General features: G+C 60.5%; 18 protein-coding genes and 1 tRNA gene. 8 read left to right on the top strand and 11 right to left on the bottom strand.

Going from position 1 to position 19,871, the window contains the following annotated elements:
* The first annotated feature begins 57 nt into the window (after positions 1-57).
* Positions 58-1,122: a fatty acid desaturase family protein gene (locus tag N008_RS13435; RefSeq protein WP_044016689.1), complete on the top strand. Its 1,065-nt coding sequence runs from the start codon at positions 58-60 to the stop codon at positions 1,120-1,122.
* A gap of 66 nt (positions 1,123-1,188) precedes the next feature.
* On the opposite strand, the gene N008_RS23200 is transcribed toward N008_RS13435, so the two are convergent.
* A complete protein-coding gene (locus N008_RS23200) occupies positions 1,189-1,731 on the bottom strand; it encodes a hypothetical protein (protein WP_156109318.1) in 543 nt (180 codons plus the stop codon).
* Positions 1,732-1,928: 197 nt separating this feature from the next.
* Between N008_RS23200 and rpsA the strand changes: the two genes are divergently transcribed.
* The 4 genes from rpsA to cphA all read left to right on the top strand — a co-directional run bounded on the left by rpsA (position 1,929) and on the right by cphA (position 8,278).
* Entirely contained in the window at positions 1,929-4,016 is a 2,088-nt protein-coding gene (rpsA, locus tag N008_RS13440; protein ID WP_231569710.1) for a 30S ribosomal protein S1, read from the top strand.
* A 251-nt stretch (positions 4,017-4,267) separates the two neighbouring features.
* Positions 4,268-4,338 (top strand) — tRNA-Cys (locus N008_RS13445).
* 180 nt (positions 4,339-4,518) lie between these two features.
* Positions 4,519-5,328: a phosphatase PAP2 family protein gene (locus N008_RS21700; protein WP_052381538.1), complete on the top strand. Its 810-nt coding sequence runs from the start codon at positions 4,519-4,521 to the stop codon at positions 5,326-5,328.
* Between the two features lie 319 nt (positions 5,329-5,647).
* A complete protein-coding gene (cphA, locus tag N008_RS13455) occupies positions 5,648-8,278 on the top strand; it encodes a cyanophycin synthetase (protein ID WP_044016691.1) in 2,631 nt (876 codons plus the stop codon).
* Between the two features lie 107 nt (positions 8,279-8,385).
* On the opposite strand, the gene N008_RS13460 is transcribed toward cphA, so the two are convergent.
* Both N008_RS13460 and N008_RS13465 read right to left on the bottom strand, forming a co-directional pair.
* Positions 8,386-8,937 (bottom strand): GNAT family N-acetyltransferase, encoded by a 552-nt coding sequence (locus N008_RS13460; protein WP_044016692.1) that lies wholly within the window; start codon positions 8,935-8,937, stop codon positions 8,386-8,388.
* Between the two features lie 146 nt (positions 8,938-9,083).
* The gene (locus N008_RS13465) at positions 9,084-10,031 is read right to left on the bottom strand and encodes a hypothetical protein (RefSeq protein ID WP_044016694.1); all 948 of its coding nucleotides are present in this window, start codon (positions 10,029-10,031) and stop codon (positions 9,084-9,086) included.
* 129 nt (positions 10,032-10,160) lie between these two features.
* Between N008_RS13465 and N008_RS13470 the strand changes: the two genes are divergently transcribed.
* Both N008_RS13470 and kdsA read left to right on the top strand, forming a co-directional pair.
* Positions 10,161-10,775, top strand: coding sequence for a methyltransferase domain-containing protein (locus N008_RS13470; protein WP_044018766.1), 615 nt, complete (start codon positions 10,161-10,163; stop codon positions 10,773-10,775).
* A 138-nt stretch (positions 10,776-10,913) separates the two neighbouring features.
* Positions 10,914-11,738 (top strand): 3-deoxy-8-phosphooctulonate synthase, encoded by an 825-nt coding sequence (gene kdsA, locus N008_RS13475; protein WP_044016696.1) that lies wholly within the window; start codon positions 10,914-10,916, stop codon positions 11,736-11,738.
* Between the two features lie 101 nt (positions 11,739-11,839).
* Here kdsA and N008_RS13480 read toward each other — a convergent pair whose 3' ends face one another.
* Both N008_RS13480 and apaG read right to left on the bottom strand, forming a co-directional pair.
* Positions 11,840-12,670, bottom strand: coding sequence for an O-methyltransferase (locus N008_RS13480; protein ID WP_044016698.1), 831 nt, complete (start codon positions 12,668-12,670; stop codon positions 11,840-11,842).
* Positions 12,671-12,814: 144 nt separating this feature from the next.
* On the bottom strand, positions 12,815-13,201 hold the full coding sequence (apaG, locus tag N008_RS13485) for a Co2+/Mg2+ efflux protein ApaG (protein WP_044016700.1): 387 nt from the start codon (positions 13,199-13,201) through the stop codon (positions 12,815-12,817).
* 111 nt (positions 13,202-13,312) lie between these two features.
* Between apaG and N008_RS13490 the strand changes: the two genes are divergently transcribed.
* Entirely contained in the window at positions 13,313-13,978 is a 666-nt protein-coding gene (locus N008_RS13490) for a uracil-DNA glycosylase (protein ID WP_044016702.1), read from the top strand.
* Between the two features lie 175 nt (positions 13,979-14,153).
* Here the strand turns inward: N008_RS13490 and lepB are convergent, their stop codons facing one another.
* The 6 genes from lepB to N008_RS13520 form a co-directional block, all read right to left on the bottom strand.
* Entirely contained in the window at positions 14,154-15,338 is a 1,185-nt protein-coding gene (gene lepB / locus N008_RS13495) for a signal peptidase I (RefSeq protein ID WP_081910793.1), read from the bottom strand.
* 131 nt (positions 15,339-15,469) lie between these two features.
* A complete protein-coding gene (dapB, locus tag N008_RS13500; protein WP_044016704.1) occupies positions 15,470-16,189 on the bottom strand; it encodes a 4-hydroxy-tetrahydrodipicolinate reductase in 720 nt (239 codons plus the stop codon).
* A 107-nt stretch (positions 16,190-16,296) separates the two neighbouring features.
* Positions 16,297-16,956: a DUF5683 domain-containing protein gene (locus N008_RS13505; protein ID WP_044016706.1), complete on the bottom strand. Its 660-nt coding sequence runs from the start codon at positions 16,954-16,956 to the stop codon at positions 16,297-16,299.
* 10 nt (positions 16,957-16,966) lie between these two features.
* On the bottom strand, positions 16,967-17,932 hold the full coding sequence (locus N008_RS13510) for a ParB/RepB/Spo0J family partition protein (RefSeq protein ID WP_044016708.1): 966 nt from the start codon (positions 17,930-17,932) through the stop codon (positions 16,967-16,969).
* 301 nt (positions 17,933-18,233) lie between these two features.
* Entirely contained in the window at positions 18,234-19,043 is an 810-nt protein-coding gene (locus tag N008_RS13515) for a ParA family protein (RefSeq protein ID WP_044016710.1), read from the bottom strand.
* A 112-nt stretch (positions 19,044-19,155) separates the two neighbouring features.
* On the bottom strand, positions 19,156-19,836 hold the full coding sequence (locus N008_RS13520) for a metal-dependent hydrolase (protein ID WP_044016712.1): 681 nt from the start codon (positions 19,834-19,836) through the stop codon (positions 19,156-19,158).
* Positions 19,837-19,871: the final 35 nt, after the last annotated feature.

The raw sequence follows: 19,871 nt of genomic DNA on the forward strand, positions 1-19,871 counted from the left end.
TCGGTCGGCTCGGGTTATGAAGCGGTATATTTACCGCATTCCTATTCTCTGCTCTTCATGCACGCACCCAAATTTGCCGCTTCCCGCTCCTTTCATAAAGAGCTGAAGCTTCGCACCAACGCCTACTTCGCCGAAGCCGGCAAAGACACCACCGGCGACGCCCGCCTGTTCGCCAAAGCCATCATCCTCACGGTGGCTTTCGTGGCCGTGTATCTGCACCTCGTGTTCCTGACGCCGCCCACGTGGCTGGCGCTGGCTGAGTGCGCCTTGCTGGGCCTCATCGGCTCGGCCATTGGCTTCAACGTCATGCACGACGGCGCCCACGGCTCGTTCAGCAAGTCCAAGTGGATCAACCAGTTTGCCTCCTTCACCCTGAACGTGCTGGGCGGCAACAGCTTCATGTGGAACGTGAAGCACAACCTCATCCACCACATGTACACCAACGTCGACGGCGTAGATGACGACCTCGACGCCCAGCCCTGGCTGCGTTTGAGCAGCACCCAGACGCGCCACCGTTTCCACCGGTTCCAGCATCTGTACTTCTGGTTTTTCTACGCCCTGCTCTTCATTGCCTGGATCTTCTTCATGGACTACCAGAAGTACTTCAAAGGCAAAATCGGGGAGATGCCCATCAAGAAAATGACCGCCACCGACCAGGGCGTATTCTGGGGCTTCAAGGCGTTGCACCTGTTCCTGTTCGTGGCCCTACCCATCTACACCGTGGGCTTCGTGGCCTGGATTCTGGGCTTCCTGGTGTTTGCCACGGTAGTCGGTTTCACCATGAGCATCGTGTTCCAGCTGGCGCACACTGTCGAGCACGCGGCCTTCCCCATGCCCCACGAAATCACCAACAAGTTGGAAGACGAGTGGGCCATCCATCAGATCAAGACCACCGCCAACTTCGCTACCGATAGCAAAGTCATCAGCTGGCTGGTCGGCGGCCTCAACTTCCAGGTAGAGCACCACCTGTTCCCCACCATCTCGCACGTCCATTACCCCGCCCTCAACAAAATCATCCGCCAGGCCTGCCTGGAGTTCGGCGTGGAGTACAACGAGTACCCCAAGATGCGCTACGCTGTAGCCTCCCACGTGGCGCATTTGCGCGAGATGGGTCGGGCGTAGAGTTGACCACCTACAGCATAATCATAACAGAAAAGGCCTACTTCTATAGTAGGCCTTTTCTGTTTATTACTGAGTCGGATGAGTCCTTTTTTGCCAAGGCGCCACAAGGCCAGTCGTACCGTCTTGGATGGCTAATGTTAGCTCAGGGTGCAAAGCGTATGATTTGCCCATCAGGGTATTAAAATGACTTTCACCTATTAGTTGCTTCTCCGGAATTTTGAATATCTGAAGTCTTGTCCACGCATTATAACGCGGCGTTCCTCGTAGCGTGCCATAGCTTTTAAGCATTAGTTCGGCATGTACTATAGCTTGGTATCTACTATTTTGAAAGAACTCGTTCGCATTTTTCAAGACAGCTTCTGCTTCGCCAATGTATGTGACGCGCCAGCCAGTTGCCGTGGCGAGCTTGGTGGCTAGCTCCTTTACGAATACGGAATCAGCTTGCTGAGCAGAGACACCAGTAGGCAGCGATACCGAAGAAGTGGTCAGCGCAACGTCGGTAATACCGGTAATCGGAACAGATGCGTTGAACTTGGATTTCGAGCCTAGCGCGGCGCATCCCGACAATGTAGCAATAACAATAGGAGTGAGTAGAAAAGAGAACTTCATTTTGGAAGACAGACTGTTTTAACTAGGATTTGGTATTCAATATAGGTGGTGTTCAGTACAAACTCACTCCAAACTCCGTATCTTTGCCGCCCCGCCAGGGTGGTGGGCCGGCGCGTTTGCGCTGTGTATCAAACAAAAACGCGTTCCGGAGGCGGGCCCTGCGCCGGACGTGTACATGAGGGCCACTGCACAACACTATGGCAGAAGTAGTAGACAATTTCGACTGGGACAACGTTGGAGCCAGCGGCTTCGGTGGTAACTATACCGCTGAGCAGCGCGCCGAAATGGAGCAGATGTACAGCGACACGCTGACCACTGTCCAGGAGGAAGAAGTAATCAAAGGCACCGTGGTAGGCATCACCGACCGCGACGTAATCCTGAACATCGGCTTCAAATCCGATGGTTTGGTGCCCCTGTCGGAATTCCGCGACCTGACCGACCTCAAAATCGGTGACGAGGTAGAGGTGTTCATCGAAGACCAGGAGGATGCTAACGGCCAGCTGATCCTGAGCCGTAAGAAAGCCAAAATCAAGCAGGCCTGGAAGTCCATCTACGACGCCCTGGAGAACGACACCGTTCTGGAAGGCGTAGTAAAGCGTCGCACGAAAGGCGGCCTGATCATGGACCTGGACGGCGTAGAAGCCTTCCTGCCCGGCTCGCAGATCGACGTGAAGCCAATCCGTGACTTCGACATCTATGTGGGTCGTCGCATGGAAGTGAAAGTGGTGAAAATCAACGCCGCTTTCGACAACGTGGTAGTTTCGCACAAAGTCCTGATCGAGAAAGACCTCGAGAAGCAGCGCGAAGCCATCCTCAACAACCTGGAGAAAGGCCAGATCCTGGAGGGCGTTATCAAGAACATGACCAACTTCGGCGTGTTCATCGACCTCGGCGGCGTAGACGGCCTGCTGCACATCACCGACATTTCGTGGGGCCGTATCGCTCACCCGAGCGAAGTACTGCAACTCGATCAGAAGCTGAACATCGTAGTTCTGGACTTCGACGAAGCCAAGAAGCGTATCAGCCTCGGCCTGAAGCAGCTGACTCCTCACCCATGGGATTCGCTCGGCGCCGACATGGGCGTTGGCTCGAAAGTGAAAGGCCGCATCGTGAACGTAGCTGACTATGGCGCGTTCATGGAAATCATCCCCGGCGTAGAAGGCCTGATCCACGTTTCGGAGATGTCCTGGAGCCAGCACCTGCGCAACCCGCAGGACTTCATCAAGCAGGGCGACGTAGTAGAGGCTCAGATCCTGACCCTCGACCGCGAAGACCGCAAGATGAGCCTCGGCATCAAGCAGCTCAGCGAAGATCCATGGACTCGTGGCGACTTCTCCGAGAAGTATGCTATCGGCAGCAAGCACAACGGCTTGGTGCGCAACCTGACCAACTTCGGCCTGTTCGTAGAACTGGAAGAGGGTGTAGACGGCCTAGTGCACGTGTCGGACCTGTCGTGGACCAAGAAAGTGAAGCATCCTTCGGAAGTCGTGAAAGTTGGCGACCGTCTGGACGTAGTGGTACTGGAGCTCGACGTGAACAACCGTCGTCTGGCCCTGGGCCACAAGCAGCTGGAAGAAAACCCATGGGATACGTTCCAGACGGTGTTCACTCCCGGCTCGGTTCACAAAGCCACCATCACCGAGAAAACCGACCGTGGTGCCGTGCTCGAGCTGCCGTACGGCATCGAAGGCTTCGCGTATCCTAAGTCGCTGCAGAAGGAAGATGGCTCGCAGGCTGAAAACGGCGAATCGCTGGACTTCCGTGTGGTAGAATTCTCGAAAGAGGATCGCCGCATCGTGCTGTCGCACAACGCTGTGTACAACCAGCAGGCTGAGGAAGAAGGCCGCGCTTCGAAGTTCACGAAGAAGAAGCCAGCCGGCGCCGCTGGTGCTTCGGCCCAGGGCGAAGGCAAACTGAGCGACCTCAAGAAGCCCGCAACGGCTGAGAAGTCGACCCTCGGTGACCTGGACGCTCTGAGCGCTCTGCGCGACAAGATGATGGGCAACGAGCGTCAGGCTGGTGAGCAGAAGCTCTCGGGCAAGGCTGCTCCAAAAGCTGAGGCTGCTGAGGCTCCCGCCGAAGGTGGTATCCTGTCGGCTGTAACGGGTGCTGCTTCGGCTGCCTTCGACAAAGCCAAAGAAGTGGTAGGCGACGCCGTAGAGGCTGCCTCGCACTCCGAAGCTTTCGAGAAAGCCAAAGAAGTTGCTGGCGACGTAGTTGACTCGGTGAAAAACGCCCTGTCGAGCGACGAAGCTGCTGACAAGAAAAACGAGGAGAAAGCCTAAGCTTCTCCACCGTTAGCTTAAGAAGGGCCCCGGCGCAAGCTGGGGCCCTTTTTTTGTGGCCGGCCGCCCTGGCGCTTCGGCTGTGGCTTGGGGCGGGGCCAGGTGTTTGCCCGATTAGATAGCCGCGAAGCAGGTAGTCTGCAGAAAATTTTCCGCACGATGCCAGCCACTTACCGCGCTGACCGCGAAAACCTGGCGGCCGACCTTGGCAGAAGCCGGAATATGCCGTATGTTTGCATCCTCAAAGCCCTGGTGACGTGACCGAGCGGCTAGGTAGAGGTCTGCAAAACCTCGTACAGCGGTTCGAATCCGCTCGTCACCTCTAGTTCAGCAACCCCCGCTATAGCCTTCAGGCTGGTAGCGGGGGTTGTTTCGTTATGGCGAAAGCGCAACTTATTGTTTCCACTGAATCGTTGCGTATCCTGCCGGCTTACCCGCCCGCAGCCAGCCACTGGCGCTGGATTCAGACTTCAAGCAGACCTCAGGCATTACTTTGTATTCAATGAAAGCAGTCTTTTCTCGCTGGGCGCTGGTGGCTGCGCTGGCTACTGCCCCGCTTGCCCAAACGGTGGCCCAGGTGGCACCGGCACCGGCCGACACTACCCGCAAGTTTGAAAATCCCGGCGGCGTGCCGGCCGCTGTGAAGCAGCCCTGGTACAAAGGCAAGCTGGTGAAAGCCACTATTGTGCCGGCTGTGCTGATCGGCTATGGCGCCTACACGGCCGGGGGGGGCGGTTTCTACACCAACCAGGAAGCCCGCCGCGACATCCAACGCCTGTTCCCGACTTACCGCACCCGCCTCGATGACCTCCTGATTCTGGCGCCGTACGTGGAGCTGGGCGTGGTGGCGCTGGCCGGCGTGGAGTCGCGCAACGACCGGCTGAACGTGGGGCTGGTGGTGCTCAAGAGCGAGCTGTTCATGCTCGGAACGGTCTTCGCCGTGAAAAACCTTACCCGCAACCCCCGCCCTGATGGCTCCGACAACCAGTCGTTTCCGTCGGGGCACACGGCGCAGGCGTTTCTGGCCGCGAGCATCGTGCACACCGAGTTCCGCGACAAAAGCCAGTGGTACGGGGTAGGCGCCTACACCATTGCGACCAGCGTGGCGGCCCTGCGCATGATCAACAACAAGCACTGGCAGAGCGACGTGGTAGCGGGGGCCGGCTTCGGCATTCTGGCGGCGCACGTAGGCTACCTCACGCACCGTAACCGCTGGGGCCGCAAGCCAGGCTTGCCCAAGGGCATGAGCCTGACGCCAACGTGGCAGCCCGGGGGCGGCATGGGGATGGGCATGGTGTGGCAGCTGCAGTAGCGCCATGCGGGCCGTGGGTGCCTCCAACGAGGCATAGCACCGCCGCAGTACCTCCACTGGACTAGATGTTGGCCCGACGCCTGGCCGGTGCGCCGGCTAGGCGTCTGTGTCAGGCACAGAAAAATATCTTGGATGCCCTATTTTTTTGCCAGGCGGCAGGCAGTGAGGTCAGAGGGGAAGGTGCTGATAACCTGCTCGTAAGGCTGCTAAGACTGCGGATGGGGTAAAAAGCGGTGGCCGCTGGCATTGCAGGCTCAAATCCCTACATTTAACTCCAGCGTACAATCCGCTCGACTCTGTTTCCACCCCTTTCGTTTTTATGAAGATTATTGACCTCCGCACCATGCGCGGGCCCAGCTTTTGGTCCGTCAAGCACTACAAGCTGATTGTCCTGAAAGTAGATATGCAGGAGCTGGCCGACTCCTGGTCGAACAATTTCCCGGCCCTGGCCGAGCGCCTGCCGCAGCTGCTGCCCGAACTGGGACAGCCCCAGCCCAACGAGGTCGGCAAAGCCGCCCACAAGCACCCGCCCCTGACAGCCGAGCAGCTGCAGGACGGCGAGCCGCTGGGCCACGTGATTCAGCACGTGGCGCTGGCGCTGCAGCGCATGGCCGGCATGCCGGTGTACTGGGGTAAGTCGTACCCGGCGCATCAGGAAGGGGTGGAGTTTGTGGTGTTCAGCTACCAGGAGGAGCGCGCCGGCCGCATGGCCGCCGAGGCTGCTGTGCAACTGGTAGAAGACCTCTGCGAGGGCCGCGACGTGAACGTGAAGGCCATTGTGGATGAGTTGCACGAAATCCGGGAAGAAGAGTTTTTCGGGCCCAGCACCTGGAGCATTGTGTCGGAGGCGGCTTCGCGCAACATCCCGTATATCCAGCTCAAAAACAGCAGCATCATCCAGCTCGGCTACGGCGTCAACCAGAAGCGCATCTGGGCCACTACCACCAGCTACACCTCGCACGCCGGGGTGGAGGTGGCCGGCAACAAGAACCGCACCAAGGCCATGCTCAAGGACTCGGGCGTGCCCGTGCCCAACGGCACCACTGTGTACTCGGAGGACGGCCTGCGCGACGCCGTGGAGGAGTTGGGCTTTCCCATCGTGACCAAGCCGCTCGACGGCAACCACGGCAAGGGCGCCACCATCCGCATCATGAACTGGGACGATGCTGTGGAAGGCTTCAAGGCGGCTCAGAAATACTCCCGCGCCGTCATCGTGGAGCAGTTCATCCAGGGCGACGACTACCGCATGCTGGTGGTGGCCGGCAAGCTGATTGCAGTGGCCAAGCGCACCCCGGCTGCCGTGAAGGGCGACGGCAGCAGCACCATTCAGCAGCTGATTGATAAGGTCAACGAAGACCCGCGCCGCGGCTTCGGCCACGAAAAGGTGCTCACCAGCATCAAAGCCGACCAGCACACCATCGACCTGCTCAAAAACCAGGACCTGACGCTGGACAGCGTGCTGCCAGCCGGCCAAGAGCTGTACCTGAAAAGCACCGCCAACATCAGCACCGGCGGCACCGCCACCGACGTGACCGACCTGGTGCACCCCTACAACCTGCTGCTCGCGGAGCGCGTGGCCGGCATCGTGGGCCTCGACATCTGCGGCATCGATTTGCTGACCTCCGACATTGCCATTCCGCTCAACGAAACCCGCGGCGCCGTGATTGAAGTGAATGCGGCTCCCGGCTTCCGGATGCACATTTCGCCCACCGAAGGCCTGCCGCGCAACGTGGCCGCTCCGGTGGTGGACATGCTGTTTCCGCAGGGCAGCACCGCCCGGATTCCGATTTTCGCGGTGACCGGCACCAACGGCAAAACTACCACCACGCAGCTGCTGTCGCACATTGTGGCCTCCAAAGGCTACAAAGTGGGCCACACCACCACCAACGGCATCTACATCCAGGGCGTGCAGCTGCAAAGCGGCGACTGCACCGGCGGCCAGAGCGCCGAGTTTGTGCTGAAAGACCCGACCGTGAACTTCGCGGTGCTGGAAACGGCCCGCGGCGGTATGCTCCGCTCGGGCCTGGGCTTCCACACCTGCGACGTGGCCGTGGTAACCAACGTGGCGGCCGACCACCTGGGTATGCGCGACATCTACACGGTGGAGGAAATGGCCGCCGTGAAGGGCGTGCTGCCCCGCACGGTGCGCAAAAACGGCTGGGCCGTGCTCAACGCCGACGACGACCTGGTGTACGCTATGCGCGAGAAGCTGGAGTGCCGCGTGGCGCTGTTCAGCATGAACGAGCACAGCCCCCGCATCCGGGAGCACGCCGAAAACGGCGGGCTGGCGGCCGTGTACGAGGAAGGCTACATCACCATCTACAAGAACAGCTACAAGCTCCGCATCGACCGGGCCGCGGAGTTCCCGATTACGCTGGGCGGCCGCGCCACGTTCAACATCGAAAACTCGCTGGCGGCGGCCCTGGCCTGCTACTGCTACGGCTTCGACAAAGACGATATCAAGCTGGCCCTGCGCACGTTTGTGCCGTCGGCTACCAAAACGCCGGGCCGCATGAACGTGTACAGGTTCCCGACCTTCGAGGTGATTGTAGACTACGCCCACAACACCCACGGCATCGAGAAATTCGCCCAGTTCCTGGACGCCACCGAGGCCACCCACAAAGTGGGCGTCATCTCGGGCCTCGGCGACCGGCGCGACGAAGATACGCTGGGCTTTGCGCGCATTGCCGGCCGCATCTTCGACGAGATTGTGCTGCGCCAGGACCGCGACCTGCGCGGCAAAACGGCAGAGCAGCTGAAGGAAATCATGGAGCGCGGCCTGCGCCTCGACACGCCGGACCTGCCCATCACCTACATCGAAAACGAGATGGACGCCATCGACCACGTGCTGGCCACCGCTAAGCCGGGCTCGGTAGTCGTGATGTTCACCGAGAACATCAAGGCCACCCTGAAAAAGCTGGATGACTTTGAGGCTTCGCTGGCGCAATAATCTGCCCTGCGCATCCTGCCTCCGGCAGCATAGAAACGAGCGCCGACCATCAGGTCGGCGCTCGTTTTTATTCATGCGAATAAGTGAATTGCTTGTTGCCAAATAGCTTAAGAGCCGACCGGACGAGCTGTCCATTCTTGCTTCGTGATTGCAAACACGAAGTTCAGCTTCGCCGGCTCCCCGTAGTACGCCACTTCCTGCTCGGCGACTTTGCGGGAACCCAGGCGCTGGATGGCAATCTGTGAGCGGACGTTTTCGGCCCCGATGTGAAAGCGGACGGTATCCACGAATTGAAACGCATAGTCCAGAAGCAGCCTTTTCACGGCCAGATTGATGCCCTTGCCCCAGGACTGGGTGCCGTAGAAGGTGTAGCCGATGAGGAGGCTGTTGTCTTCGGCACTGTAGTCATAGAGCCGGGTGCTGCCCAGAGTGGCCCCAGTGGCCTTGTCCACGATTCTGAAAGCGCCTTGGCTCTGGATGGCGCCTTCGAAGAAGTTCAGGAACACCGGCCGCTGCCATCGGTCTTTGTTGGGGTGCTGCTCCCACACCTTGGGGTCGGCGGCAACGGCGTATAACTCGGCAAAATCAGCTTCCTGCAGCGGGACCAGCCGGAGGGAGTCGGTTTCCAGCGTGGGCTGCAGGGAAAAGGGGGTCGTCATGGGGCAATAGATAGGCTTGGGATGGTAGGCGAAGTGTCACGACCGGCCAGTTGTCGGCGGCCGAATACGGACGCTTCTTGAAACGAAAAAGCGCCGGCCCGTAGACCGGCGCTTTTGAAAAACGCGTGGTAGCGGCTCGTGGCTGCCTATTTCAGCGTGAAGGTCGTCTTGCCGATCATCACGCCACCTTCGTACAGCTCGATGGTGTGCAGGCCCACTTTGTAGGCGGCACCCTTGGCGTACAGGAACTGCACGGGCTGGCGGGTGTTGTCGTACACGAGGTCCTGCTTGGCGGTATAGAAAGCTTCCGAGCCGTCGATCATGAACGTGCCGCCGCCGGTGCTCAGGTTGTAGAGCGCGGCGCCGTCGGGCTCAATCAGGCGCAGCATAATCTGCTTGGTTTCCTTCGGCGACACGTCGTTGCGGCCCAGGTTGAAGCTGATCTTGATTTTCTCGACGCGCTTGGCCTTGAACTCGTTGTCGTCGTCGTCTTTCTCCTTGTTGCGCGAGTTCACTACGCCCACCCGGATGTTCTCGGCCTGCAGGCGCGAGGCCACGGCCACTTTCTCGGTCAGCTCCTGGTTGGTGCGGGCGATGGTCGTGATGGTGTCGGTGAGCTTGTTCTGGCGCTCCTTCAGCGTGGTCGCCTCAGTGTAGAGGGCCTCGTTGTCGGCTTTCAGCTGGGCGATTTCGTCGTCCTTTTTGCGCAGCTGCGACTCCAGATTCTGGGCGCGGGCCTTGAAGCGGCGCTGCTCGGCCACCGAGAAGCTGCTCGACTTGAATGAGCGCAGCTTCAGCAGGTCGGCGTTGATAGAGGCGATTTTAGCTTCCAGCGAGTCGTTCGACAAGCCCATGCTCTGCACTTCCTGGCTTTGGCGCTCGAAATCAGCCTTCAGCTTCTCATACTCGGCGATTTGCGTTTTCAGCCGATCGTCCTTTTCTGCTACCTGCGTGGTGAGCTGCTCATTCTCCGCGCTTTTCTGCCGGTTCATCCAGTACAATACGCCGTTGATGCCCAGCAAGACCAGAAACAGGGCGGCAATGAGCAGGATACGACTGTTGTTGCGGGGTTCAGGGCTTTGGGTTGGTTCCATTGCGAGCGGGGTTAAATGAAGACCGGCTGGGCCGGTGCGTGCGTTACCTTTACGCACAAACAAACGAAAATTTAAAACAAAACCGGTTTTGCTGCCGGCCAGCAGTGACCCAAAATGTACGGAACGCCTATGAAATCTGCCGTTTCCTTCGACGAAAACTACTGGCGCGGCCGCTACGCCACGGGGCGCACTGGCTGGGATGCCGGAGCCGTAACGCCGCCTTTGCGCGATTATTTCAATCAGCTGGGCCCCGATTATGCCCGCCGTATCCTCATTCCGGGGGCCGGCAACGCCTACGAGGCTGAGTACCTGCATGGTCTGGGCTTCTCGCAGGTGTTCGTGGCCGATCTGGCGCCGGAGCCGCTGGCGGCCCTGCAGCAGCGCGTGCCCGGGTTTCCGGCAGCTCACCTGCTGCAGCAGGATTTTTTTGAGTTGCCGGCCACCCCGCCCTACGACCTGATAGTGGAGCAAACTTTCTTCTGCGCCCTGGCCCCGCACCTGCGCCCCGCATACGCCCGCCAGTGCGCCCATCTGCTGCAACCCGGCGGCACGCTGGCCGGCCTGCTCTTCGATACCGACTTCGGGCCCGCTACGGAGCCGCCCTTCGGGGGCACGCGCGAGGAATACCGCACGTATTTCGAGCCGTACTTTGATTTCGTTCACTTCGATACGGCCACCAACTCGCTGCGGCCCCGGCAGGGGCGGGAGCTGTTCATCAGTTTGCGGCGCAAGCTGGTGCTGTAGCATAGGCTTCAGCCTGTGCCGGCTAGGGCGCCGAAAGCACTTGGTTGGTGCAGTCGGTGCGCAACCGGGGCTTCCGTTACCTTTGCGGCTGTTTCACCTGCTTGTGCGCTGTTTGGCACAGGCTAAAGCCTACGCTACATGATCAACCAACTCGCCAACGCGCTGCCCCACTTCCGCAACACCAACTCCGGCCAGTTTTTCCTGATGGCGGGCCCTTGCGTAATCGAAGGCGAAGACATGGCCCTGCGCATCGCCGAGAAGGTGAAGCACCTGACCGACAAGCTGCAGATTCCCTACATCTTCAAGGGCTCGTACCGCAAAGCCAACCGCAGCCGCCTCGACTCGTTCACCGGTATCGGCGACGAAACGGCACTGCGCATTCTGCAGAAGGTGGGCCGCGAAATCGGGGTGCCCACCGTGACGGACATTCACGAGTCGGACGAGGCGGCGCTGGCGGCCGAGTACGTAGACGTGCTGCAAATTCCGGCCTTCCTGTGCCGCCAGACCGATTTGCTGATTGCGGCCGCCAAAACCGGCAAAGTGGTAAACGTGAAAAAAGGCCAGTTCCTGAACGGCGAAGCCATGCAGTTTGCCGTGGACAAAGTGCGCCAGTCCGGCAACGAAAACGTCATCCTCACGGACCGCGGCAACTCGTTCGGCTACTCCGACTTGGTGGTGGACTTCCGCAACCTGCCCGCCATGCAGGCGTTTGGCGTGCCCGTGGTGATGGACGTGACCCACTCGTTGCAGCGCCCCAATCAGAGCAGCGGCGTCACGGGCGGCCAGCCGGCCCTCATCGAAACCATTGCCAAAGCCGCCATTGCCGTCGGCGCCGACGGCCTGTTCATCGAAACCCACCCCACGCCCGCCACGGCCAAATCCGACGGCGCCAACATGCTGGCCCTCGACCAGCTGGAAGACCTGCTTGTCAAGCTGACCCGCGTGCGGGAAGCCATTCGGTAGGTCCGTTTTTCGGGGTTGGGTTTTCGTTTTTGGGGTTCTGGATTGCCTTGAAAACGGCTCATAGAAAACGAACTACGAAAACCGAATCCCGGAAAACGAACTCAAGCCCCCAGCCGGCGGGTGCGTTCCAGCAGCTTGTCCAGGGCGTTGTTAAAGCGCAGGCGGAAGTGCTGGCGGGGCTGGTTGCGGCGGAAGAACACGAGGCCGATAAAGAACAGGTCGATGGTCAGGCGCACTTCGGGGTGCTTGCGGATAACGTTCCAGGCGCGCTCCATGTCCCGCGACCAGTGGATATCGTCGAGCACGAACACGCTCCGCTCGGTGCGGTGGGGCAGGCACTGCTCGAAGTAGCGCAGCGTGGGCTCGTAGCGGTGGTTGCCATCGAAGAAGGCGAAATCCAGCGGGGCCGGCAGCGCCGCCAGGGCAGGGGCGAGGGTGTCGTCGAGGTTGCCTTCCACCAGCTCGATGTTGCGCAGATCCAGCTGGGCGAAGGTTTCGCGGGCCACGGTGGCCGTGGCCGGGCAGCCCTCAAACGTGAGCACGCGGCTGCGCGAGTCGGCCGCGGCCAGGTAGGCGGTGGTGAGGCCCAGCGAGGTGCCCAGCTCCAGAATGGTGCGCGGCTGGAAGTGGTTGACCAGCCGGAACAGCAGCTGCGCCAGTGGGCGCGGCTTGGCGGCCGTGCGGGCAATGTCCTGCAGGCGGCGCTGCCGGCCCGCGCCGGTGTGGGAGCCCGCCCCAAAGTCGCGCACCTGAATGGTCTGGGGGCTGCGCTGCAGCTGCTGGCGCCGCTGTTCAATGGCCTCAAACGCCGCAAACTGCCCGCTGTGGTTGATAACGTAAGCGTAGAGCCCGAACACGAAGGGCGAGTGCAGGCCGTGGGTGTTGCCGGAGCGCGCGAGAAACCGAAGGTAGCTGAGAGCCTGAAAGACCAAAACAGAGTGTAGTTGATACCAAAGGCAAAGAACGTCATTCCGAACGGAGTGAGGAATCTGGCAGGCTGGGTAAATGATTCTACCAGACCAGCGAGAGTCCTCACTCCGTTCGGAATGACGTTCTGCTTATTCAATCAGCAAGCGCTAGTTCAGGCGGTACGGCACCACAAGCGTGAATTCGGGGATTTCCACCTCGAAGGTGCTGCCGTCGGCCAGCCGCTCCATGTCGTAGGTGCCGCGCATCTTGCCCAGCCCCGACTTGAGGTTGCAGCCCGATACGTACTGGTGGGCCTCGCCGGGCTCCAGCACGGGCTGCTGGCCTACCACGCCGTCGCCCTCCACTTCGCGCACCACGCCGTTGGCGTCGTAGATATACCAGTGGCGGCGCAGCAGCTTCACGGTGTACTCACTGTTGTTGCGAATATCAATCTTGTAGGCAAACACGTAATGCTCCTGGCTGGGGCTGGAGTAGTCGGGCAGGTAATTGGTCGTGACGCTCACGGTGACGCCCTGCGTAGTGGTCGTATTCATGGCTGCTGTGCGGGTGTGGGTGAGACTAACAGACGAGGACAGAAATTGGTTTATTTACGCAGCCGGCCACCAGGATGGCGTACTTACCCCGCAAAATAATTTTTCCAGAGGATGAATGTAAAGATAGAAGAGAGCTGGCGCAAAGTATTACAGCCCGAATTTGAGAAACCGTACTTTCCGCATCTTATTGCCTTTGTGCGAGGCGAGTACGCCACGGCCACCGTGTATCCGCCCGGCCCGCAGATCTTCCACGCCTTCGATGCCTGCCCGCTGCCGCAGGTGAAGGTGGTGATTCTGGGCCAGGATCCCTACCACGGCAAGGGCCAGGCCCACGGCCTCAGCTTCTCGGTGGCCGACGGCATCCGGACGCCGCCCTCGCTGCAGAATATTTTCAAGGAGCTGCAGGCCGACATTCCGGAAACGCCCTCGGCGCCCAACGGCAACCTCGACCGCTGGGCCGAGCAGGGCGTGCTGCTGCTCAACGCCACCCTCACGGTGCGTGCCGGCGAGCCTGCCAGCCACCAGAAGCGCGGCTGGGAGCAGTTCACCGATGCTGTTATTCAGAAGGTATCCGAGGAAAAAGAGCACGTGGTGTTCATTCTGTGGGGCGCCTACGCCCAGAAGAAGGCCGAGCTGATCGACGCCCGCAAGCACCTCATCCTCAAATCGGCCCACCCCTCGCCCTATGCCGCCGACCGCGGCTTTTTCGGCTCCCGCCCCTTCAGCAAAACCAACGCCTACCTCCAGCAGCACGGCCTGGAGCCGATAGTCTGGTAAACTGCTGTCATTGCGAGGAGGCACGACGAAGCAATCCTTCCTCTCCAAGCTCCAAGCAACTATAAGCAGAAAGCCCTCCGGCAATAGTGTAGCACACTAACGCCGGAGGGCTTTGCTGTAAGGAAAGTGTCGCGCTTAGAGAGGAAGGACTGCTTCGCTCTGCTCGCAATGACAGTTAATCGACGGTGCTGAACAGGCGGTTCCAGCGGATTTTGTGCAGGAAGTCGGCGTAGGGGTCCACCGACATCCAGATCAGCACGGCCTTGCCCACGATGTGGTCGGCGGGCACGAAGCCCCAGTAGCGCGAGTCCAGCGAGTCGTGGCGGTTGTCGCCCATCATGAAGTAGTAGTCCTGCTTGAAGGTGTAGCTCTTCAGCGGCTGGCCGTTCTGCAGCAGCACGCCGTTGGCCATCGTTACGCCCTCGTTGTGCTCGTAGCGCATGATGATCTTCTGGTACATGGGCGTGTTCTGGGGCGTCAGCTGCACGGTCTGGCCGGCTTTGGGCAGCTGCAGCGGTCCGTAGTTGTCCTTGTTCCAGAGGTTGAGGGGCTGGGGCGTGCTCTGCGGATAGTCGGGGTTGTTCGGGAACACGTCGGCTTCGGGCTGGCCGGCTTCGGCCTTGTCCTGCACCACGGCCTTCACGTAGGGCTGCTTGCGGAAGAAGTCGGCGGTGGCAGGCGTGGCGTCAATCATGAACATCGGCTCCTGCGTGCCGAAAATCGGCTCCGGCTTGCCATCGGGCCGGTTGAAATTGGTCACGTGCTGGTCCTGGAAGGCCTTGTACAGGTCGTCGTTGGGCTGAGGCACCTGCAGGAAGTAGCGGTTCTGGCTTTGCGGCGGGTTGGTCATCGGCTTGCCGTTGATGAACACCTGCGTATCCTTGATTTCGAGCACGTCGCCGGCCACGGCCACGCACCGCTTGATGTAGTTGGTGCGCAGGTCGGCGGGGTGCTGGCTCTCGAAGGGCACGTTGAACACCACCACGTCGCCGCGTTTCACTTCCGAGAAGCCCGGCAGGCGGTAGCTGGGCAGCTGAATGGCATCGGAGTAGCTCTTGATGCCGGAGCCCCACAGCGTCTGGTGCGTGAGCGGAATCTGCAGCGGCGTCTGGGGCGTGCGGGCCCCGTAGTGCAGCTTGCTCACAAACAGGTAGTCGCCCACCAGCAGCGAGTCCTCCATGGAGGGCGTCGGGATGGTGTAGGCCTCAAACGTGGCCCAGCGGATAAGCGTGGCGGCTACCACCGCAAACAGAATGGCGTCGCCCCACTCCCGGAAGAAGCCTTTTTTGCGGGCATTAACGGGTTTGCTGGAAGCGGAAGCCGCCTTCATGCGTTCTTCCCAGGACTGTTGTACGGCCATGATCGTGAAGCGAGAAATGTAGCACAAGCTGCAGCTTGTGCCGGAAAGATAAAGATAAGGACTATTGAGGGTTCCGGCAGGACTGCCCGGAAGGAGAACGACGGCACAAGCTAAAGCTTATGCTACATTTTCTACAGCCCCAGCAGATCCTTCATCCCGAACACGCCCTGGTGGCCCGGCAGCCACTCGGCCGCCAGCAACGCGCCGTCCACGAACCCGTCGCGGGTGTGGGCTTCGTGCTTGAGCTCCAGCGTATCGGCTTCGGAAGAGTACGTAACGATGTGGGTGCCTACCACCGCGCCGGTCCGCTCGCTGAGCACGGCCAGCTCCTCGGGCTGCTGGGCGGGCTCGTTGCGCCAGATGGTTTTGCTGGGGAAGTGGCGCAGAATGGCTTCAGCGGCCGTCAGGGCCGTGCCGCTGGGCTGGTCCACCTTCTGGGTGTGGTGGATTTCGCGCACCTGCACATCATAGCCGCCAAACTGGTGCATTTTGGTGGCGATGTACTCGTTGAAGTGGAAGAACAGGTTCACGCCCACGCTGTAGTTGGAGGCGTAGAACAGCGAGCCGTCGGTTTGCTGGCACAGCTCCACGGCCTCCTGGAAGTGGTGCAGCCAGCCCGTAGAGCCGCACACTACGGGAATACGCTGGCGCAGGCAGGCCTGCACGTTGGCAAAGGCCGCGTCGGGGTGCGTAAACTCGATGGCCGCATCAACGGTGGCCGGGGTGAAGTCGGAAATGCTCAGCTTGGGGTTGGAGGGGTCGATGATGCCCACCACCTCGTGGCCACAGGCTACGGCGCGGGCCTCAATAGCGCGGCCCATTTTGCCGTAGCCGATCAGCAGAAGTCTCATGTTGAATGGTTGAATGGCTTACTGGGTGGATGATTTACTGGATAGGTGAGAGGGTGAGCACAGCGGCCCCCACAATCAGCCAGTCAGTGATCCAGCCGTTTGGCCATTTATTTAAAGGTTAAAGTCAGGCTGACGCCGGGGGCGGCGGCCAGCGTAGGCATCCGCAGCACGGAGGGCTCCCACTGCACACTCAGGTCGTCGCTGATGTCAAAGTCGCGCAGGTGGGCTTCCACTACGGCGTCGAGAATCTGCACGGCGTGGGCCAGCGCAATGTAAGCCAAGAAGGTGTCGCGCTGGGTGCGAAATCGGTTCAGATTACGCTTCACCTCATCAGAAGAGCGGAGTTTGCTGGAATTAGGACCGGTGTCCACGGTGTTAGGGTCGCCGTCGGTGCGGGCGTTGAAGCCGTCGGCAAACTCAGTGTAAAGCTGTTGATAGCGGATTTCACCGTACACGGTGCCCCCCACGGCCCCTACGGCCAGCGGCACCTTCCACCAGCGCCCGTTGTACAGCTGGCCCGCCCCCGGCAGCAGCGCCGACAGCAGCCCGGCCTTGGTGGGCTTGGTCATCTTCAGCCCAAACAGCCGCGCCGTCCGCCGCACCGAATCCGGTACCACGATGGTGGTAACCTGCGCCGAATCCGACCCAGCCGTGACGGCCGTCGGGGCCACATCGGTGCCGGAGGTTTGGGCATGCGCCTCAGAGGCCAGCAGCGGCAGAAGGAGCGCAGCAGCGGCCAGGGCCAGAGTACGAAAACGCGAGGTCATGCCCGTGGGGTTAAGCCGGCTGCAGGATGTGCAGGATGCGCTGCATATCTTCCACCGAGTCGAAGGCAATCTTGATTTCGCCGCGCCCCTGGGGGCCGGGCTTCACCATAACGCGGCTGCCGAAACGCTCCGTGAGGTGGCGCTCGGTGCGGCGCAGTTCCGCTACCGGCACCTGCGGCGTGGCGTCCTGCGGGGCTTTGGCGTCGGCGGCGTCGGGCTTGGTGGCGGGGTTGAGGCCGGCGCGCACCAGCTGCTCCACGCGCCGCACCGACAGCTCCTCGGCCACGATGCGGTGGAACAGGTCCAGCTGCTGCTCGGGGTTGTCCACGCTGATCAGGGCGCGGGCGTGGCCCATGCTGATGGCCGTGTCGCGCAGCCCGATCTGGATGTCAGGCGGCAGCTTGAGCAGGCGTAGGTAGTTGGTGACGGTCGAGCGGTTTTTGCCCACCCGGTCGCCCAGCTCTTCCTGCTTGAGGTTACACTCGCTCACGAGGCGCTGGTAGCTCAACGCAATTTCAATGGCGTTGAGGTTTTCGCGCTGGATGTTCTCAATGAGGGCCATTTCCAGCATCTGCTGGTCGTCGGCCTTCCGGATGTAGGCGGGAATGGTATCGAGGCCGGCCAGCTTGGAGGCCTGCAGACGCCGCTCCCCCGAAATGAGCTGGTAGGCGTTGGTCCCGATCTGGCGCACCGTTACGGGCTGGATGATGCCCTGCACCTTAATGCTCTCGGCCAGCTCCTGCAGTGCCTCCTGGTCGAAGTGCGTGCGGGGCTGGTAGGGGTTGGCCTCAATGTGGCCCACCGGAATCAGCCCGACGGAGTTCACCGGGTGCGGCACTAGGCCCAGCCGGTCGCTCTTTTTCTCGTAGCTGCCTTCAATCAGGGCGTTGAGGCCGCGGCCTAAGCCTCCGACTTTGCGCTTTACCGCTGCGGGAAGCGCAGCCGGAACGGATTTCTCTTCTTGCTTCTCTGACATACCTGCAAAGTGCTTCCCGGCACAGGCGCCAGGCAGCGGGATTCAAAAATACACAAACGCGGGGGAAGGCGACAGAAAAATGTTCCACGCCCCGTAAAAATCGTGGAACGCTCAGCTGCTCTACAAAGTATATCTGCGGCGTGAAGCTTTTGCTTCGCGTGTTGCCAAGCGGATAGCATTACGCCAACCCAATGTTTGCTGCGCAACGATGCGCGATGCAAAGGCTTCGCGCTACAGGCAACGCGCAAACGAAAACGGCCGGTGAATTTCACCGGCCGTTTTCAAAAAAACTGTTGGAGCGCTACGCAGCCGCATCCTCCGCCGACTCAGAAGTACCGGCGGCTTCCACGTTCTTTTCCACGATTTCGCGGGCCAGGTTGAGGTAGCTGATGGAGCCTTTGCTTTCGGCGTCGTGCAGAATAACCGGGATGCCGAAGCTTGGCGACTCGCTCAGCTTCACGTTGCGCGGGATGATGGTATCGAAAACCAGCTGCTGGAAGTGCAGCTTCACTTCCTCTACCACTTGGTTGCTGAGGCGCAAACGCACGTCGTACATCGTGAGCAGGATGCCCTCGATTTCCAGGTTCTCGTTGAGGCGGCTCTGGATGATCTTGACGGTGTTGAGCAGCTTGCCCAGGCCCTCGAGGGCGAAGTACTCGCACTGCACCGGGATTATCACGGAGTGCGCGGCCGTGAGGGCATTCACCGTAATGAGGCCCAGCGACGGCGAGCAGTCGATGATGATGAAGTCGTACTGATCGGCCAGCGGACGCAGGGCGTCCTTCATCTTCTCCTCCCGGTTGGGCAGGTTGATCATCTCCACCTCAGCACCTACCAGATCGATGTGGGAGGGCATCAGGTCGAGGTGGGGCAGGATGTTGGTTTGCAGGATGATATCCTGGGCATTGATGCCATCCACCATGCACTCGTAGATGCTGTTCTGGATATCCTTCGGGTCGAAGCCCACGCCGGAAGTGGCGTTGGCCTGCGGGTCGGCATCTACCAGCAGGGTCCGATATTCCAGCGCGGCCAGCGAGGCCGCCAGGTTGATCGAAGAGGTGGTTTTGCCCACGCCGCCCTTTTGGTTGGCTACCGCAATAATTTTGCCCATTTCAAGTAGTTGTCAGTTGGGAGTTGTCAGTTGTTGGTTTGTGCGGCAGGCTGGTGCGGGGAGCGAATCCCGAACTAATAAATCTGTGCGCAGAAGCTTGCCCCTGACAACTTTACAAAGTAATGGTTTCGCCAACGCGCAGTAACACCAGCTCCTTGCCGGCCTGCTCGGCTTTGGCCCGGGCCTGTGCCTGGTCGATTGTGATGGGCGGAAACGTGTCGTAGTGCATCCCGATGACCTTGGACGCGCCAACCCAGTCGGCTGCCGTCAGCGCATCGTCGATGCCCATGGTGTAGTGGTCGCCGATGGGCAGAATGGCGAAGTCCAGCGTGTGGCGCTCGGCAATCAGCTTCATGTCGTAGGTGAGGGCCGTGTCGCCGGCGAAGTAGCAGGTTTTGCCTTCAGCTTCAATCACAAAACCGCCCGCCAAACCACCATAAGAGCCATCGGGCATGGAGCTGGAGTGGGCCGCCGCTACCATTTTCACCGTCCCGAAGGGCAGTTTCACGGTGCCACCCAGGTTCATGCCATAGGTGCCTTTCAGGCCCTTGGCCCCGAACCAGCCGACCACTTCGGCCATGCCCACGAAGTCGGCGCCAGTGCGCTTGCCGATTTCCTCGGCGTCGGCAACGTGGTCGGCGTGGCCGTGGCTGAGCAGGATGTAATCGGCCTTGATGCTGTCCACGTCCACGTCTTTGGCCAAAGGGTTCGGACGGATGAACGGGTCGAAAAGCAGGGCGCTGCCCCCGGTTTCAAGCAGAAAGCAGGAGTGGCCGTAATAGGTGAGATGCATAAAGAGCGGAAAGCGGCAAGCCGGGCGCAGGGCGC

Origin of the sequence: Hymenobacter sp. APR13 (assembly GCF_000737515.1) — a bacterium.
Taxonomy (GTDB): domain Bacteria; phylum Bacteroidota; class Bacteroidia; order Cytophagales; family Hymenobacteraceae; genus Hymenobacter.

Bases quoted from the DNA above. Each gene is read 5' to 3' on its own strand.
- N008_RS13435 (WP_044016689.1), top strand. From the start codon at position 58: ATGCACGCACCCAAATTTGCCGCTTCCCGCTCCTTTCATAAAGAGCTG.
- N008_RS23200 (WP_156109318.1), bottom strand. From the start codon at position 1,731: ATGAAGTTCTCTTTTCTACTCACTCCTATTGTTATTGCTACATTGTCG.
- rpsA (WP_231569710.1), top strand. From the start codon at position 1,929: ATGGCAGAAGTAGTAGACAATTTCGACTGGGACAACGTTGGAGCCAGC.
- N008_RS21700 (WP_052381538.1), top strand. From the start codon at position 4,519: ATGAAAGCAGTCTTTTCTCGCTGGGCGCTGGTGGCTGCGCTGGCTACT.
- cphA (WP_044016691.1), top strand. From the start codon at position 5,648: ATGAAGATTATTGACCTCCGCACCATGCGCGGGCCCAGCTTTTGGTCC.
- N008_RS13460 (WP_044016692.1), bottom strand. From the start codon at position 8,937: ATGACGACCCCCTTTTCCCTGCAGCCCACGCTGGAAACCGACTCCCTC.
- N008_RS13465 (WP_044016694.1), bottom strand. From the start codon at position 10,031: ATGGAACCAACCCAAAGCCCTGAACCCCGCAACAACAGTCGTATCCTG.
- N008_RS13470 (WP_044018766.1), top strand. From the start codon at position 10,161: ATGAAATCTGCCGTTTCCTTCGACGAAAACTACTGGCGCGGCCGCTAC.
- kdsA (WP_044016696.1), top strand. From the start codon at position 10,914: ATGATCAACCAACTCGCCAACGCGCTGCCCCACTTCCGCAACACCAAC.
- apaG (WP_044016700.1), bottom strand. From the start codon at position 13,201: ATGAATACGACCACTACGCAGGGCGTCACCGTGAGCGTCACGACCAAT.
- N008_RS13490 (WP_044016702.1), top strand. From the start codon at position 13,313: ATGAATGTAAAGATAGAAGAGAGCTGGCGCAAAGTATTACAGCCCGAA.
- lepB (WP_081910793.1), bottom strand. From the start codon at position 15,338: ATGGCCGTACAACAGTCCTGGGAAGAACGCATGAAGGCGGCTTCCGCT.
- dapB (WP_044016704.1), bottom strand. From the start codon at position 16,189: ATGAGACTTCTGCTGATCGGCTACGGCAAAATGGGCCGCGCTATTGAG.
- N008_RS13505 (WP_044016706.1), bottom strand. From the start codon at position 16,956: ATGACCTCGCGTTTTCGTACTCTGGCCCTGGCCGCTGCTGCGCTCCTT.
- N008_RS13510 (WP_044016708.1), bottom strand. From the start codon at position 17,932: ATGTCAGAGAAGCAAGAAGAGAAATCCGTTCCGGCTGCGCTTCCCGCA.
- N008_RS13515 (WP_044016710.1), bottom strand. From the start codon at position 19,043: ATGGGCAAAATTATTGCGGTAGCCAACCAAAAGGGCGGCGTGGGCAAA.
- N008_RS13520 (WP_044016712.1), bottom strand. From the start codon at position 19,836: ATGCATCTCACCTATTACGGCCACTCCTGCTTTCTGCTTGAAACCGGG.